General features: G+C 72.0%; 12 protein-coding genes. 9 read left to right on the forward strand and 3 right to left on the reverse strand.

The genetic code is table 11. The annotated features are described in order from the left end of the window. Positions 1-169: 169 nt before the first annotated feature. From ACF073_RS18735 to ACF073_RS18760, 6 genes are all read left to right on the forward strand, one after another. On the forward strand, positions 170-3,022 hold the full coding sequence (locus ACF073_RS18735) for a DEAD/DEAH box helicase (protein WP_392071279.1): 2,853 nt from the start codon (positions 170-172) through the stop codon (positions 3,020-3,022). Positions 3,023-3,443: 421 nt separating this feature from the next. Further along, positions 3,444-5,114 (forward strand): ATP-binding protein, encoded by a 1,671-nt coding sequence (locus tag ACF073_RS18740; protein WP_392071281.1) that lies wholly within the window; start codon positions 3,444-3,446, stop codon positions 5,112-5,114. Further along, a complete protein-coding gene (locus ACF073_RS18745) occupies positions 5,111-5,515 on the forward strand; it encodes a roadblock/LC7 domain-containing protein (protein WP_201840082.1) in 405 nt (134 codons plus the stop codon). The genes ACF073_RS18740 and ACF073_RS18745 overlap by 4 nt, the downstream gene beginning before the upstream one ends. Then, positions 5,512-5,928 (forward strand): DUF742 domain-containing protein, encoded by a 417-nt coding sequence (locus tag ACF073_RS18750; RefSeq protein WP_392071284.1) that lies wholly within the window; start codon positions 5,512-5,514, stop codon positions 5,926-5,928. Before ACF073_RS18745 ends, ACF073_RS18750 begins: the two co-directional genes overlap by 4 nt. Beyond that, positions 5,909-6,529, forward strand: coding sequence for an ATP/GTP-binding protein (locus ACF073_RS18755; RefSeq protein ID WP_392071286.1), 621 nt, complete (start codon positions 5,909-5,911; stop codon positions 6,527-6,529). Before ACF073_RS18750 ends, ACF073_RS18755 begins: the two co-directional genes overlap by 20 nt. A 45-nt stretch (positions 6,530-6,574) precedes the next feature. After that, positions 6,575-8,065 (forward strand): cytochrome P450, encoded by a 1,491-nt coding sequence (locus ACF073_RS18760; RefSeq protein ID WP_392071287.1) that lies wholly within the window; start codon positions 6,575-6,577, stop codon positions 8,063-8,065. Between the two features lie 108 nt (positions 8,066-8,173). Here the strand turns inward: ACF073_RS18760 and ACF073_RS18765 are convergent, their stop codons facing one another. After that, the gene (locus ACF073_RS18765; protein ID WP_392071288.1) at positions 8,174-9,124 is read right to left on the reverse strand and encodes a pseudouridine synthase; all 951 of its coding nucleotides are present in this window, start codon (positions 9,122-9,124) and stop codon (positions 8,174-8,176) included. 161 nt (positions 9,125-9,285) lie between these two features. Between ACF073_RS18765 and ACF073_RS18770 the strand changes: the two genes are divergently transcribed. Beyond that, positions 9,286-9,867 carry a GNAT family N-acetyltransferase gene (locus tag ACF073_RS18770; protein ID WP_392071290.1) on the forward strand — a complete coding sequence of 194 codons (582 nt, stop codon included), beginning with the start codon at positions 9,286-9,288 and terminating at the stop codon, positions 9,865-9,867. Positions 9,868-9,882: 15 nt separating this feature from the next. On the opposite strand, the gene ACF073_RS18775 is transcribed toward ACF073_RS18770, so the two are convergent. Continuing rightward, on the reverse strand, positions 9,883-10,734 hold the full coding sequence (locus tag ACF073_RS18775) for a siderophore-interacting protein (RefSeq protein ID WP_392071292.1): 852 nt from the start codon (positions 10,732-10,734) through the stop codon (positions 9,883-9,885). Between the two features lie 112 nt (positions 10,735-10,846). After that, positions 10,847-11,767, reverse strand: a complete 921-nt coding sequence (locus ACF073_RS18780) for a 5'-3' exonuclease H3TH domain-containing protein (protein ID WP_392071294.1) — start codon at positions 11,765-11,767, stop codon at positions 10,847-10,849. Between the two features lie 154 nt (positions 11,768-11,921). Between ACF073_RS18780 and ACF073_RS18785 the strand changes: the two genes are divergently transcribed. Both ACF073_RS18785 and ACF073_RS18790 read left to right on the forward strand, forming a co-directional pair. Beyond that, a complete protein-coding gene (locus ACF073_RS18785; RefSeq protein WP_392071296.1) occupies positions 11,922-12,998 on the forward strand; it encodes a glycine betaine/L-proline ABC transporter ATP-binding protein in 1,077 nt (358 codons plus the stop codon). Continuing rightward, positions 12,991-14,805, forward strand: coding sequence for an ABC transporter permease/substrate binding protein (locus tag ACF073_RS18790; RefSeq protein ID WP_392071298.1), 1,815 nt, complete (start codon positions 12,991-12,993; stop codon positions 14,803-14,805). Before ACF073_RS18785 ends, ACF073_RS18790 begins: the two co-directional genes overlap by 8 nt. Positions 14,806-14,838: the final 33 nt, after the last annotated feature.

Consider the following 14,838-nt stretch of genomic DNA (forward strand, 5'->3'; position numbering starts at 1 on the left):
CCACGCGCCACCAGGCGATGCCCCCGGCCCGAGGCCGGGGGCATCCGTCGTCCTCCGGCCGTCCACCCGTCTTCCGCCGATGTTCCGCCGGTCCGCCGCCGGTCCGCGTCCGGTCCGCGTCCGGTCCGCCGCAGGCCCGTCGGCCGGTGGCCGACCGACGATCGGGATAATGATCGTCCTGTTGTCAGTGGGGCCCGGTACGCTCGAAAGTACGATGACAGAGGACCTCTCACCGGCCGAGCGGTACGCGGCAGCCCGCAGGCGGGCAGCCGAGCAGGCCACGGCGCTCGCCGCCTTCCGCGAGATGTACGACTTCGGCCTCGACCCCTTCCAGATCGAGGCCTGCCAGGCGCTCGAATCGGGGAAGGGCGTGCTGGTGGCCGCGCCCACCGGCTCGGGCAAGACGATCGTGGGCGAGTTCGCCGTCCACCTCGCGCTCCGGCAGGGCAAGAAGTGCTTCTACACGACACCCATCAAGGCGCTGTCGAACCAGAAGTACGCCGACCTGTGCCGCCGCTACGGCACGGACAAGGTCGGCCTGCTCACCGGCGACAACAGCGTGAACTCCGACGCCCCGGTGGTCGTGATGACCACCGAGGTGCTGCGCAACATGCTCTACGCCGGCTCGCAGACCCTGCTCGGCCTGGGTTATGTGGTCATGGACGAGGTGCACTACCTCTCCGACCGCTTCCGCGGCGCCGTCTGGGAAGAGGTGATCATCCACCTGCCCGAGTCGGTCACCCTGGTCTCGCTCTCCGCCACCGTGTCCAACGCGGAGGAGTTCGGCGACTGGCTGGACACCGTCCGCGGCGACACCGAGGTGATCGTCTCCGAGCACCGGCCCGTGCCGCTGTTCCAGCACGTGCTCGCCGGGCGCCGGATGTACGACCTGTTCGAGGAGGGCGAGGGCCACAAGAAGGCCGTCAACCCCGACCTGGCCCGCCTCGCCCGCATGGAGGCGACCCGGCCGTCGTTCCAGGACCGCCGGCGCGGCCGGTCGATGCGCGAGGCCGACCGGGAGCGGGAGCGCAGGCAGCGCTCCCGCGTGTGGACCCCGGGCCGCCCCGAGGTCATCGAGCGGCTGGACGCCGAGGGCCTGCTCCCGGCCATCACCTTCATCTTCAGCCGCGCCGCCTGCGAGGCCGCGGTCCAGCAGTGCCTGTACGCGGGACTGCGGCTGAACGACGAGGAGGCGCGGGAGAAGGTCCGCGCCCTGGTCGAGGAGCGCACCGCCGCCATCCCGACCGAGGACCTGCACGTCCTCGGCTACTACGAATGGCTCGAGGGCCTGGAGCGCGGCATCGCCGCCCACCACGCCGGCATGCTGCCGACCTTCAAGGAGGTCGTGGAGGAGCTGTTCGTGCGCGGCCTGGTCAAGGCCGTGTTCGCCACCGAGACCCTCGCGCTCGGCATCAACATGCCCGCCCGCTCGGTGGTGCTGGAGAAGCTCGTCAAGTGGAACGGCGAGCAGCACGCCGACATCACGCCCGGCGAGTACACCCAGCTGACCGGCCGCGCGGGCCGCCGGGGCATCGACGTGGAGGGCCACGCCGTCGTGCTGTGGCAGCGCGGTATGAGCCCCGAGCACCTCGCCGGTCTCGCGGGCACGCGCACCTACCCGCTGCGCTCCAGCTTCAAGCCGTCGTACAACATGGCGGTCAACCTGGTCGAGCAGTTCGGCCGGCACCGCTCGCGCGAGCTGCTGGAGACCTCCTTCGCCCAGTTCCAGGCCGACAAGTCGGTCGTCGGCATCTCCCGCCAGGTGCAGCGCAACGAGGAGGGGCTGGACGGCTACAAGGCCTCGATGACCTGCCACCTCGGCGACTTCGAGGAGTACGCGCGGCTGCGCCGCGAGCTGAAGGACCGGGAGACCGAGCTGGCCCGGCAGGGCGTCGCCCAGCGCCGGGCGGAGGCCGCCGTCGCCCTGGAGAAGCTGAAGCCGGGCGATGTCATCCATGTGCCCACGGGCAAGTACGCGGGCCTCGCCCTGGTGCTGGACCCGGGTCTGCCCGCGGGCCGCGCCAACGGCCACCGCGGCTTCGACCACTACGACGGGCCGCGCCCGCTGGTGCTGACGGCCGAACGGCAGGTCAAGCGGCTGGCGACGATGGACTTCCCGGTGCCGGTCGAGCCGCTGGACCGGATGCGGATCCCGAAGTCGTTCAACCCGCGCTCGCCGCAGTCCCGCCGGGACCTGGCCTCCGCGCTGCGCAGCAAGGCCGGCCACATCCCGCCGGAGCGGGCGCGCAAGAGCCGGTCCCAGGCCGCCGACGACAACGAGATCGCACGGCTGCGGACGGCGATCCGGGCACACCCCTGCCACGGCTGCAACGACCGCGAGGACCACGCCCGCTGGGCCGAGCGCTACCACCGGCTGCTGCGCGACACCTCGCAGCTGGAGCGCCGCATCGAGGGCCGTACGAACACGATCGCGCGGACCTTCGACCGGATCGTGGCGCTGCTGACCGAACTGGACTACCTGCGCGGTGACGAGGTCACCGAGCACGGCAAGCGGCTCGCGCGGCTGTACGGCGAACTCGACCTGCTGGCCAGCGAGTGTCTGCGCGAGCGGGTCTGGGAGGGGCTCTCTCCCGCGGAACTCGCCGCCTGTGTCTCCGCGTTGGTGTACGAGGCGCGGGTCGGCGACGACGCCATGGCACCGAAGCTGCCCTCCGGGAAGGCCAAGGCCGCGCTCGGCGAGATGGTCCGGATCTGGGGCCGGCTCGACGCGGTGGAGGAGGATTTCCGGATCAACCAGACCGAGGGTGTCGGGCAGCGCGAACCCGACCTCGGATTCGCCTGGGCCGCGTACATGTGGGCGTCGGGCAAGGGGCTCGACGAGGTGCTGCGCGAGGCCGAGATGCCGGCCGGCGACTTCGTGCGGTGGTGCAAGCAGGTGATCGACGTGCTCGGTCAGATCTCGGCGGCGGCGCCTGCCGAGGGCTCGACCGTGGCCAAGACCGCGCGCAAGGCCGTCGACGAGCTGCTGCGGGGAGTCGTCGCCTACTCGTCGGTGGGCTGACCCCCGCCCGGCATCCGCAGGCCGTACCCACAGGGCCCGGATCCGTCCGCCACGGACGGATCCGGGCCCTTGTGACGTCGCAAGGGGAAACGGCGTCCGGAGGGGGCTGGGAGCGGTCCCGCCCCCTATTTCACCCGGCACGGTGAGCAAGTTTCGTACGCCCGTGCGTAGTTACCGAGCGTGTGCGAACAAGTGCCCAGTGTGTAAAAGGAGTTGAGCGTACTCCTGTCGCGGGGGCGTTTTCAGGTGCTTGCCGAATATGACACGGCGATGATCCGGTCGGACTAAGCTCGCCCGCGGCGCACCGAGTTGAGGTAATTCGTGCGCCTGTTCCCAAACGCGAAGTAGATCCCGACAGTTCCATGAACCTTCCCCCCAAAAGCTCCCTTGACACCCAGCCGACTCGTCTCAGAAGGCATCCATGGTGAGTGTTCAGAAGCCCCCCCGCGGCCGTGAACGTCCCTATGCGCGCGTGCTCCTGCCACCGGCCATAGTGATGGCCGCCGCCGCCGGAGCGGCCGTCGCCCTGGTACCGCACTCGGCCCGGCTCGCCGTCGGCCTGTGCGGGGCGCTGGCCGTGCTGCTGGTCCTCGGCACGGCAGGCGAGGCCGCCCGCCGCGGCCGCCGGCTCCGCGAGGCACAGGCCGAACACGCCCGCCACATCGCGTTCCTGGAGCAGCGGATCGCCGCGCACGGCGAGCTGATGGAGCGCTTCGCCACCGACGTCCTGCCCACCGGCTTCCTGCGGCTGCGCCGCGGCGAGGTGCTCCGCGACACGGTGCGCTACGTCTTCGACGAGGACCCCGAACTGCGCGGCCTGCCCGAGGGCTACCGCGAACTGGTGCGCATCTCGCTGCGCGGCGCCGACCACGAGATCTCGATGCGCGACGCCACCGAACGCTCCTTCGTGAGCATCGCCCGCCGCGTCCAGGCCATCGTCCACCAGCAGGCCAAGGAACTCCGGGAGATGGAGGAGGACCACGGGCGCAACCCCGAGGTCTTCGACGACCTGCTCCGCATCGACCACGGCACCTCGCTGATCGGCCGCCTCGCCGACACCATCGGCGTCCTCGGCGGCGGCCGGCCCGGCCGCCAGTGGCCGCTGCCCGTCTCCCTCTACAGCACGCTGCGCGGCGCCATGTCGCGCATCCTGGAGTACCGCCGCATCGAGCTCAGCTCCATCGTCAACATCAACATCAAGGGCACCGCCGTCGAGCCGGTCATCCACGCCGCCGCGGAGCTCCTCGACAACGCCACCCGCTACTCGCCGCCGACCACCAAGGTGCATGTCACCGCCTCCGAGGTGCAGGCCGGTATCGCCATCGAGATCGAGGACGCCGGCGTCAGCCTCAGCGAGGAGTCCCGGCGCCGCATCGAGCAGGCGATCGAGGACGCCAAGAACCTCGACGACGCGGACAACCTCGGCGAGAACCCGCGGCTCGGTCTCGCCGTCGTGGGCCGGCTCTGCAAGCAGTTCGACATGGAGGTCTCGCTGCGCGCCTCCGCCTACGGCGGCGTCCGCGCGATCCTCATCGTGCCGCGCGTGATGACGACCACCGAGCCGGGCGTCGGCGCGGCGCACGGCATCGGCGCCACCGGTATCCCCAAGCCCGAACTCGGCGCGGTCGAAGGCCCCAAGCGCCCGCCCAAGAAGCGCCGCCCCACCAGCCCCAAGATCCCCGCGGGGATCTCCATGGAGGACGACGTCCCCGAGGTGACCGAGTGGACGGCGGGCGGTCTGCCGCAGCGCCGCAGCCGGGTGAAGACACCGCTCAGCCAGCGGTACGCCGAACAGGCCGCCATCGAGCGCGCCGAGCGCGAGGGCAGGCCGACCATCTGGTCCCAGACCAGGACGGAGCCGGAGCCCGAGCCGGAGATCGACGCCGAGCGGCAGAAGCTCCTGGACCAGCCGCCGGGCGCGGGGATCGAGGCCTTCTGGGAGGGACTGCGCAAGGGCATGCCGCCGGGCGCCACCGGGCCCGAGCTGACCGACTTCACCCGCAACCCGACCAAGTACCTGCATCTGCTCGACGACGCGGACGCCCCCGCCGAGGGCGCCCCCTACGATGACGACGAGAGGGACCTCAAGTGATCCAGCAGCGAGGCAACCTGGACTGGATGCTCAAGCAGCTGAACGATGGCGTGCCGGGCATCGAGATGATCGTGGTCCTTTCCGCCGACGGACTGCGCATCGCCCGCTACGGCGGCGACCCTGACGCGGCCGACCGTGTGGCCGCGGCCTGCGCGGGCGTGCAGAGCCTGGCCGGCGCCATCATCCAGGAGCTCCCCGGGGCCGGCGAGATGCGGGTCGTCGTCTTCGAGATCGAGGGCGGCTACTTCTACCTGATGAACGCCGGCCCCAACGCCTTCCTCGCCGTGCTCGCCGACGTGACCTGCGAACCGGGCCGTATGAGCGGCATGATGCGTGACCTCGTCGTCCGGATCGGCGCCCATCTCACCAGTCCGCCCCGGCGGAACGGGCAGACCGTATGACCCCTCCACAGCGCAGACGGCGCCGGCCGCAGCAGTTGCCGCCCCCGCCCCCGCCACCGCCGCCGAAACCGGCGGCCGGCGGAGGCAAACCAGGGAACCCCGAACGGCTCTACACCATCGCCGGCACCGACGGCGCCCGTGCCGAACTCGACCTGGTGACCTTGATCGTGGCGCGCTCCGGGCCGCCGCTCTCCGCCTCGCCCGAGGTGGCGGCGGTGCTCCGGCTCTGCAACGCCCCGCTGTCCGTGGCCGAGCTCTCGGCCTATCTCCAACTGCCGTTCAGCGCGATGACCGTACTGATCACGGAGCTGATCGGGGGCGAACTGGTGCAGGCGCGCGCCCCGATCGTCCGCCAGGCGCTCCCCGACCGTTCACTCCTCGAAGCGGTGATGCATGGACTTCAAAAGCTCTGACACGATCCCCGGCCCGCGCACCGAGGACCATCTGCCGCACACGGCCCAGGCCGCGGCGAAGATCGTGATCGTGGGCGGCTTCGGTGTCGGCAAGACCACCATGGTGGGTTCGGTCAGCGAGATCAGACCGCTGACCACCGAGGAGACCATGACCCAGGCCGGCATCGGCGTGGACGACAACTACGGTTCGGACTCCAAGACGGCCACCACCGTGGCCATGGACTTCGGCCGGATCAGCATCACCGAGAAACTGGTGCTCTATCTGTTCGGCACCCCGGGCCAGGAGCGCTTCTGGTTCCTGTGGAACGGCCTGTTCGAAGGCGCGCTCGGCGCGGTCGTCCTGGTGGACACCCGGCGCCTGGAGGTCAGCTTCGACGTCATGGGCCGCCTGGAGGAGCGCGGGGTGCCGTTCGTCGTCGCCGTCAACTCCTTCCCGGACGCACCCCGTTTCCCGGTCGAGGAGCTGCGCACCGCGCTGGACCTGGCCCCGGAGATCCCGATCCTGGACTGCGACGTGCGCCGCCGGGCCTCCAGCAAAGAGGTGCTGATGGCCCTGACGCGCTTCCTGCACGCCCTCGCCATGTCCGGCGCACTCACCTGACCTGCCGTCGACCGACCCCCACACCATCCGTTCCGGAGCGATACCGTGACGTCTGAATCACCCTCACTGACCGGCACCGACCCCGCCGCCGTCCCGCCGCCGGGCTGCCCGGCCCACGGCCTCGGCCCCGGCGCGGTGCACCGGCTCTACGGCCCCGACGCCGAGGATCTGGGCGACCTCTACGAGCGCCTGCGCGAGCAGCACGGCCCCGTGGCCCCCGTGCTGCTGCACGACGACGTACCGATGTGGGTGGTGCTCGGGCACGCCGAGAACCTGCATCTGGTGCGCAGCCCCTCGCAGTACACCCGGGACAGCCGGATCTGGGGCCCGCTGCGGGACGGCCGGGTCAAGCCCGACCACCCCCTCATGCCGCACATCGCCTGGCAGCCGATCTGCTCGCACGCCGAGGGCGACGAGCACGAGCGGCTGCGCGACGCGGTCACCGCCGCCATGGGCACCATCGACCACCGCAGCGTCCGCAGGCACATCGGCCGCCACACCCAGGCCCTCGTCAACGGCTTCTGCGAGCGGGGCCGGGCCGACCTGGTCTCGCAGTTCGCCGAGCATCTGCCGATGGCGGTGCTGTGCGAGCTGCTCGGCATGCCCGAGGAGTACAACGACCGGATGGTGCATGCCGCGCGGGACGCCCTGAAGGGCACCGAGACGGCGATCCAGAGCCACACCTACGTCATGGACGCGCTCAGCCGGCTCACCACCCGGCGGCGGGCCCGGCCCGAGGACGACTTCACCAGTCACCTCATCACCCATCCGGCCGGCCTCAGCGACGACGAGGTCCGCGAACATCTGCGGCTCGTCCTCTTCGCGGCCTACGAGGCCACCGCGAACCTCCTCGCCAACGCGCTGCGCATGGTGCTCACCGAGCCGGGCTTCCGGGCCCAGCTCAACGGCGGCCAGATGACCGTGCCGGAGGCGATCGAGCAGTCCCTGTGGGACGAGCCGCCGTTCAGCACCGTCTTCGGGTACTTCGCCAAGCAGGACACCGAGCTGGGCGGCCAGTCCATCCGCAAGGGCGACGGGCTGCTCTTCGCGCCCGCCCCGGGCAACGTCGACCCCAGGGTGCGGCCCGACCTGTCCGCGAGCATGCAGGGCAACCGCTCCCATCTCGCCTTCGGCGGCGGCCCGCACGAGTGCCCCGGGCAGGACATCGGCCGCGCCATCGCGGACGTCGGCGTCGACGCGCTGCTCACCCGGCTGTCCGACATCCAGCTGGACTGCGCCGAGGACGATCTGCGCTGGCGTTCGTCCATCGCCTCCCGGCACCTGGTGGCCCTGCCGGTGCGCTTCGAACCGAAGCCGCAGCAGGACGTCGATCTGCCGCCGCGGGCCATGCCGGTCCCGCCGCCGCGCTCCAGCTGGCAGGTCGGCACCCTGAGCACCGACCCCGCCCCGGCCGCCGAACCGCGGCCCGCGGCCTTCCACGCGTTCCCCGCGCCGGAACCCGCCCCTGCGGCTCCGGAGCCGACCCGGCCCCAGGGCCTGTGGCGGCGGCTGCTGCGCTGGTGGCGCGGCGACTGACGGACACGGGCGGGCCGCCCCGGCGCCGCCGGTTCCCCTGGGACCGCTGCCGTCGGCCCGTCGGCCCCGTCGGATGGCCATGGCCATGGCCCTGTCCCGCCGCTGTGGTCAGGCGCCCGCGGCCCAGTCGTCGAAGGAGGTCCAGGCCCGCAGCCGGCGGGTGCTGGCGAAGCTGTGGTCCGTGCCGGTGACCGGATCGGTGAACTCCAGCTTCCGTGCGAGCAGTTGCAGCGGGCGCCGGAAGTCGCCGGCCGGTACCGGGTCGGTCACCTCGGGGTACAGCGGGTCGCCGAGGATGGGGATGCCCAGCGCGGTCAGATGGACGCGCAGCTGGTGGGTCTGCCCGGTCGCCGGGACGAGCCGGTACCTGCCGAGTCCGGCCCGCTGCCCGGCCCGCTCCACACGGGTCTCGGCGTTCGGCTCGCCCGGGACCTCCCGGGCGGCCGGCACCCCCCGCTCCTTCAGGATCCTGCTGCGGACGGTCCGGGGCAGGACGAGCGCGGGGTCGTACGGCGCGACGGCCTCGTACTCCTTGTGCACCCGCCGGTCCCGGAACAGCGTCTGATAGGCGCCGCGTTCCCCGGGCCGTACCGTGAACAGCACCAGACCGGCGGTGAGGCGGTCCAGGCGATGGGCCGCCGTCAGCGTCGGGATGCCCAGCTCGCGGCGGAGCCGGGCCAGCGCGGTCTCGGCGACATGCGTGCCGCGCGGGGTGGTGGCCAGGAAGTGCGGCTTGTCGGCCACCACGATGTGCTCGTCCCGGTACACCACGTCCACCGGGAACGGCACGGGCACCTCGGCGGGCAGCTCGCGGTGGAACCAGACGAACATCCCCGGCCGGTACGGCGCGTCCGGCGCCACGGCCCGGCCGTCCGCCCCGACCATCTGCCCCGCGGCGAGCATCGAGTCGATCATGCCGGGGCCCGCGCCCGTGAGCCGCTCCACCAGATGCTCCCGCACGGTGGCCCAGGCACCGTCCATGGGCAGCCGCACCCGTACGGGGTCCACCCCGTCGCGCTGGGGGAGCGGGGCGGGCGGGGGCGGGGTACGGCGTCTCATCGGGGTCAAGGGTACGGGGGCACGGGCAGCGCCAGGGCGGCCGGAAAGCAGGGACCGTGCGGGCGGCCGGAAAGGCGACCGGAAGAGGCGGCCGGAAAGGCGACCGGGGAAAACCGGAAAACGTGCGGACCGGGGGGCGTGTGCTCGGCAGGATGTGGATCATGCCGTATCTCACCAGCCCGGTCCTGCCGCCCGGCTCCCTCGCCCGGACCCCGCAGCCCGCTCTCCCCGCCGGCGACGGCCTGGTCCTGCGCCCCTGGCGGACCGAGGACGCGCCCGCCCTGCACGCCGCCTTCCAGGACCCGGTGCTGCACCAGTGGCACATCAGGTCGTCGGACTCCGCGGAGGAGGCCGCCGGCTGGATCGAACAGTGGCAGCAGGGGTGGGCGGAGGAGCGCGATGCCCAGTGGGCCGTCGCGGACGACGCCACGGACGAGCTGCTCGGCCGGGTCGCGCTGCGCCAGATACTGCTCGGGGACGGTGTCGCCGAGGTCGCCTACTGGACGGTGGCACGGGCACGGGGCCGGGGAGTCGCCGTGCGCGCCACGGCGGTCCTCGGCCGCTGGGCTCTGGAGGAGATCGGCTTCCACCGCCTCGAACTCACGCACGCCACCGCCAACGAGGCGTCCTGCCGGGTCGCCGCCAAGACCGGCTTCACGCTGGAGGGCACCAAGCGCAGCGCCCTCCTCCACCCCGACGGCTGGCACGACATGCATCTGCACGCACGCGTACGGGGCGACTGATCCGGGGGCGGCGGGTCAGGCGGCGGCCGCTGCCGAGCCGTCCTCCTGCTCGGCCTCGATGCGGGCGTTCCACTCCTTCTTGGAGGCCTGCCAGCCGTCCTCGTTGTGGCCGAGCCGCCAGTAGCCGGAGACCGACAGGTCCTCGCGCGGGATCTGCCGCTCGACCCGCAGCATCCGGCGCAGCTCCTTCACGAAGCCCGCCTCGCCGTGCACGAACGCCTGCAGCCGGCCCGCCGGGAAGTCCAGCCCGCGTACGGCCTCCGTCAGCGCCTCGCCGACCGGGCGGTCGCCGCGGTGCAGCCAGACGACCCGCACCTCGGTGTCGATCTTCTGCTCCTCCTCGGGCCCGGACACCTCGATGAAGGCGTGCGCACGGGCACCGGCGGGCAGCGCCTCCAGGCTGCGGGCGATGGCGGGCAGCGCGCTCTCGTCACCGGCGAGCAGATGCCAGTCGGCCTCCGGGTCGGGCGCGTACGCTCCGCCGGGGCCCATGAAGCGCACGGTGTCACCGGGCCGCGCCCGGGTGGCCCAGGGTCCGGCCAGGCCCTCGTCGCCGTGGATCACGAAGTCCAGGGTCAGCTCGCGCTGCGCCGGGTCCCAGTCGCGCACGGTGTACGTGCGGGTCACCGGCCACTGCTCGCGCGGGAACTCGGCGCGGATCAGCTCCAGGTCGAAGGGCTCCGGGTAGGTCACGCCGGGCGGGCCGAACAGCAGCTTGACGTAGTGGTCGGTACAGGTGTCCGCGGCGAATCCGGCCAGGCCCTCGCCGCCGAGGACCACCCGCTGCATGTGCGGGGTCAGCCGTTCGGTGCGCACCACCTGGGCGGTCTGGGGCTTGCGCGGCTTTCGTCCCGGACGCTCTGCCATCACGGCCTCCTGCGGGAGTTGGTTAGGTTTACCTAAGTTAGCACCTCGGTCCGATGTGACACCTCTTCCGTGGGACGTGGCTGAGAGCTTTGCCGGAACATTCCCCGAAGGGTCATTCCGCCAGCGTGCTCATCAGCCGCTGCAGGGAGCCCCCGAGGCCCCAGCGGCGGGCCAGTTCCTCCAGGCCCGCCGGATCGCGCGGAGCGTGCGGCAGGGCGGTGTCGACGTCCGGCAGCGGCACATCCCCGGCCACCCGCACCACCGTCGGCGCGACCGCGACATACGGCCGGGCCTCGGTGAGCCGCTTGCGCTGCGACGGCGTGAGCTTCGCCCGCGGGTCGTCGACCGCCGCCATGATGCCGGCCAGATCGCCGAACTCGGCGAGCAGCTTGGCGGCCGTCTTCTCGCCGATGCCGGCCACGCCCGGCAGGCCGTCGCTCGGGTCGCCGCGCAGCAGCGCCAGATCCGCGTACCCCCGCCCGTCGACGCCATACTTCTCGCGCAGCACCGCCTCGTCCGTCAGCTGCAGCGTGCCGACGCCCTTCAGCGGATACAGCACGCGGATGCCGCGCTCGTCGTCCACCAGCTGGTAGAGGTCGCGGTCGCCGGTGACGATGTCGACCGGGCCGCCGGCCCGCCCGGTGAAGGTGCCGATCACGTCGTCCGCCTCGTACCCCGCGACGCCGACGCGGGCGATGCCGATCGCGTCCAGCACCTCCTCGATGACCGGGACCTGCGGGGCCAGGGTGTCCGGCACCTCCTCCGCGTCCGGGGCGCCCTCGTGCTCCTCGGCGACCCGGTGCGCCTTGTAGGTGGGGATGAGGTCCACCCGCCACTGCGGGCGCCAGTCGGCGTCCATGCAGGCCACCAGCTGCTCCGGCCGGTGGTCCCGCACCAGCCGGTCGATGAAGTCCAGCAGCCCGCGCACCGCGTTGACGGGCGTGCCGTCCGGTGCCTTCACGGAGTCCGGGACGCCGAAGTAGGCGCGGAAGTACAGCGAGGCGGTGTCGAGGAGCATGAGTCGTCCGGTCACGTTCGCATCATGCCGTACGGCACTGACAGGGCCCTCCCCGCGCAACGGGTTGCGGCCTGCGCCACCCCCGTGAGGTGGCCCACGTATGCGTTTGACGTGCACGGACTCGGGCAGGCGCCGCCTCTGTCCTGTCCCGGCGAGACGAGAGGTGCGCGTGTCACCCAGACTTGAGGCGCAACATGTGTTCAAGGTGTTCGGAAGGCGGCCGGCCGAGGCGGTCGAGCGGCTGAAGGAGGGGGCCGACCGGGCGGAGCTGCGCGCCGAAGGCACCACCGCGGCCGTGATCGACGCCTCCTTCCAGGTGGAGGCCGGCGAGATCTTCGTGGTCATGGGGCTGTCGGGATCCGGCAAGTCCACCCTGCTGCGCACGCTCAACGGGCTGCTGGAGCCGACGGCCGGCAGCGTGCGCTTCGACGGCCAGGAGCTGAGCGCGCTCACCGACCGGGCGCTGCGCGAGCTGCGCTCCAAGAAGATCAGCATGGTCTTCCAGCACTTCGCGCTCTTCCCGCACCGCAGCGTCCGCGACAACGCCGCCTACGGTCTGGAAGTGCAGGGCGTGCCCCGCGCCGAGCGCGAACGCCGCGCCGACGAGGCGCTCGCCCTGTGCGGCCTGGCCGGCTGGGAGGCGTCCTGGCCCGACGAGCTGTCCGGCGGTATGCAGCAGCGCGTCGGCCTCGCCCGCGCGCTCGCCACCGACGCCGACGTACTGCTGATGGACGAGTCCTTCAGCGCCCTGGACCCGCTGATCCGCCGTGACATGCAGGACCAGCTGCTGGAACTCCAGAAGACCCTGAAGAAGACCATCGTCTTCATCACCCACGACCTCAACGAGGCCATGCGGCTCGGCGACCGCATCGCCGTCATGCGCGACGGACGCATCGTCCAGACCGGCACCGCCGAGGACATCCTGCTGCGCCCCGACGGCGACTACGTGGCCTCCTTCGTCCAGGACGTCGACCGCTCCCGGGTGCTGACGGCGGGTGCCCTCATGGACACCTCCGTCACGGGCGAGGCCCCCCGCTGCGCCTGCGAGACCGCGACCCGCGAGACGCCCTTCGTGGAGCTGTGCGCGATCAGCGCCCGGCTGTCGCACCGCGTCTCGGTCGTGGACGAGGCGAACCACGTCGTCGGCGTCGTCCCGCGCCAGCGGCTGGTCGGCTTCCTCGGCGACGAGACGGCCGCTCCCGCGCCCTGCGACAACCCGGACGGGAAGGTGGCCGGCCGTGCCTAGGATCCACCTCGGCGACTGGGTCGACTCCGGCGTCGACTGGCTGGTCGACCACCTCTCCTGGCTGTTCGACGCCGTCAAGGCGGTCATGGAGGGCATGTACGACGGCATCGACAGCGTGCTCGCCGCGCCCGAGCCGCTGCTGATGGCGGGCATCCTCGCCGTCATCGCCTGGTGGCTGCGCGGCCTGCTCGGCGGTGTCCTCGCCTTCGCCGGATTCGCCCTCGTGGACTCGCTCGATCTGTGGGACCGGGCCATGTCCACGCTCGCCCTGGTCCTCGTGGCGACCGTCCTCGCGCTGGTGATCTCGCTGCCGCTGGGCATCTGGGCCGCCCGCTCCAGGGCGGTCAGCGCCGCCGTACGGCCGGTCCTCGACCTGCTCCAGACCATGCCCTCGATGGTGCTGCTGATCCCGGCCATGCTGTTCTTCGGGCTGGGCACCGCGGCGGGTGTCGTCGCCACCCTGATCTTCGCGCTCGCCCCCGGCGTCCGCATGACCGAGCTGGGCATCCGCCAGGTCGACGCCGAACTGGTCGAGGCGGCCGAAGCCTTCGGCACCACCCCGCGCAACACGTTGTGGCGCATCCAGCTGCCGCTGGCCCTGCCGACCATCATGGCCGGCGTCAACCAGGTCATCATGCTGGGCCTGTCCATGGTCGTCATCGCGGGCATGGTCGGCACCGGCGGCCTCGGCGGCGCCGTCAACGAGGCGATCGGCCAGCTCGACATCGGCTACGGCTTCGAGGCGGGCGTCGGCATCGTCGTCCTCGCCATCTACCTGGACCGCGTCACCGGCGCGCTCGGCACCCAGCTCTCCCCGCTGGGCCGCAGGGCCGCGGCGAAGGAGCGCACGCGCGCGTGGTCGTACCGCCCGCGTCCGGCCGTGGCGCTGGCCGGTGCGGTCGTCCTGGCGCTCGTCGCGGGCGGACTCGGCGTCTTCGGGTCCTCCGCGGGCACCTCCGAGGCCTCCGGCAGCGATGTCGGCAAGGGCAAGGAGATCCGGATCGGCTACATCCCCTGGGACGAGGGCATCGCCTCGACCTTCCTGTGGAAGGAGATCCTGGAGCAGCGCGGATTCAAGGTCACCACGACCCAGTACGCGGCGGGACCGCTCTACACCGGCCTCGCCACCGGCCAGCTCGACTTCGAGACGGACTCCTGGCTGCCCACCACGCACGCCGAGTACTGGGCGAAGTACGGCAAGCGGCTGGACGACCTCGGCAAGTGGTTCGGACCCACCTCCCTGGAGCTGACCGTCCCGTCCTATGTGAAGGACGTGAACTCGCTCGCGGACCTCAAGGACCACGCGGACGAGTTCGACGGGAAGATCATCGGCATCGAGCCGAGCGCGGGCATGATGGGCCTGCTCAAGGACAAGGTGCTCAAGCGGTACGGCCTGGAGGGCTCCTTCGACGTGGTCGACGGCTCCACCCCGGCCATGCTCGCCGAGCTGAAGCGCGCCTACGCCCGCAAGGACCCGGTCGTCGTCACCCTGTGGTCGCCGCACTGGGCGTACAGCGACTACGACCTGAAGAAGCTCAAGGACCCCAAGGGGGCCTGGGGCGCGGGCGACGGCGTGCACACCCTCGCCCGCAAGGGCTTCGCCGCCGACAATCCGCAGGTCGGCGCATGGCTGAAGGACTTCTCGATGACCGAGGAGCAGCTCACGGGGCTGGAGGCGCGGATCCAGAAGTCGGGCAAGGGCAAGGAGCAGGACGCCGTCCGGGACTGGCTGCGGCAGCACCCCGGCCTGCTCGACAAGTGGGCCCCCGTCGCCAAGGAGAACACCCGGAGCCAGGCGGCCGGGTGACCTGACCGGCCCGGACCGCCTCCCGAGGGGCGG

The organism is Streptomyces sp. NPDC015171, from assembly GCF_043079545.1.
Taxonomy (GTDB): domain Bacteria; phylum Actinomycetota; class Actinomycetes; order Streptomycetales; family Streptomycetaceae; genus Streptomyces.

Coding starts and splice junctions, on each gene's coding strand:
- ACF073_RS18735 (WP_392071279.1), top strand. CDS start 170: ATGATCGTCCTGTTGTCAGTGGGGCCCGGTACGCTCGAAAGTACGATG.
- ACF073_RS18740 (WP_392071281.1), top strand. CDS start 3,444: ATGGTGAGTGTTCAGAAGCCCCCCCGCGGCCGTGAACGTCCCTATGCG.
- ACF073_RS18750 (WP_392071284.1), top strand. CDS start 5,512: ATGACCCCTCCACAGCGCAGACGGCGCCGGCCGCAGCAGTTGCCGCCC.
- ACF073_RS18755 (WP_392071286.1), top strand. CDS start 5,909: ATGGACTTCAAAAGCTCTGACACGATCCCCGGCCCGCGCACCGAGGAC.
- ACF073_RS18765 (WP_392071288.1), bottom strand. CDS start 9,124: ATGAGACGCCGTACCCCGCCCCCGCCCGCCCCGCTCCCCCAGCGCGAC.
- ACF073_RS18770 (WP_392071290.1), top strand. CDS start 9,286: ATGCCGTATCTCACCAGCCCGGTCCTGCCGCCCGGCTCCCTCGCCCGG.
- ACF073_RS18775 (WP_392071292.1), bottom strand. CDS start 10,734: ATGGCAGAGCGTCCGGGACGAAAGCCGCGCAAGCCCCAGACCGCCCAG.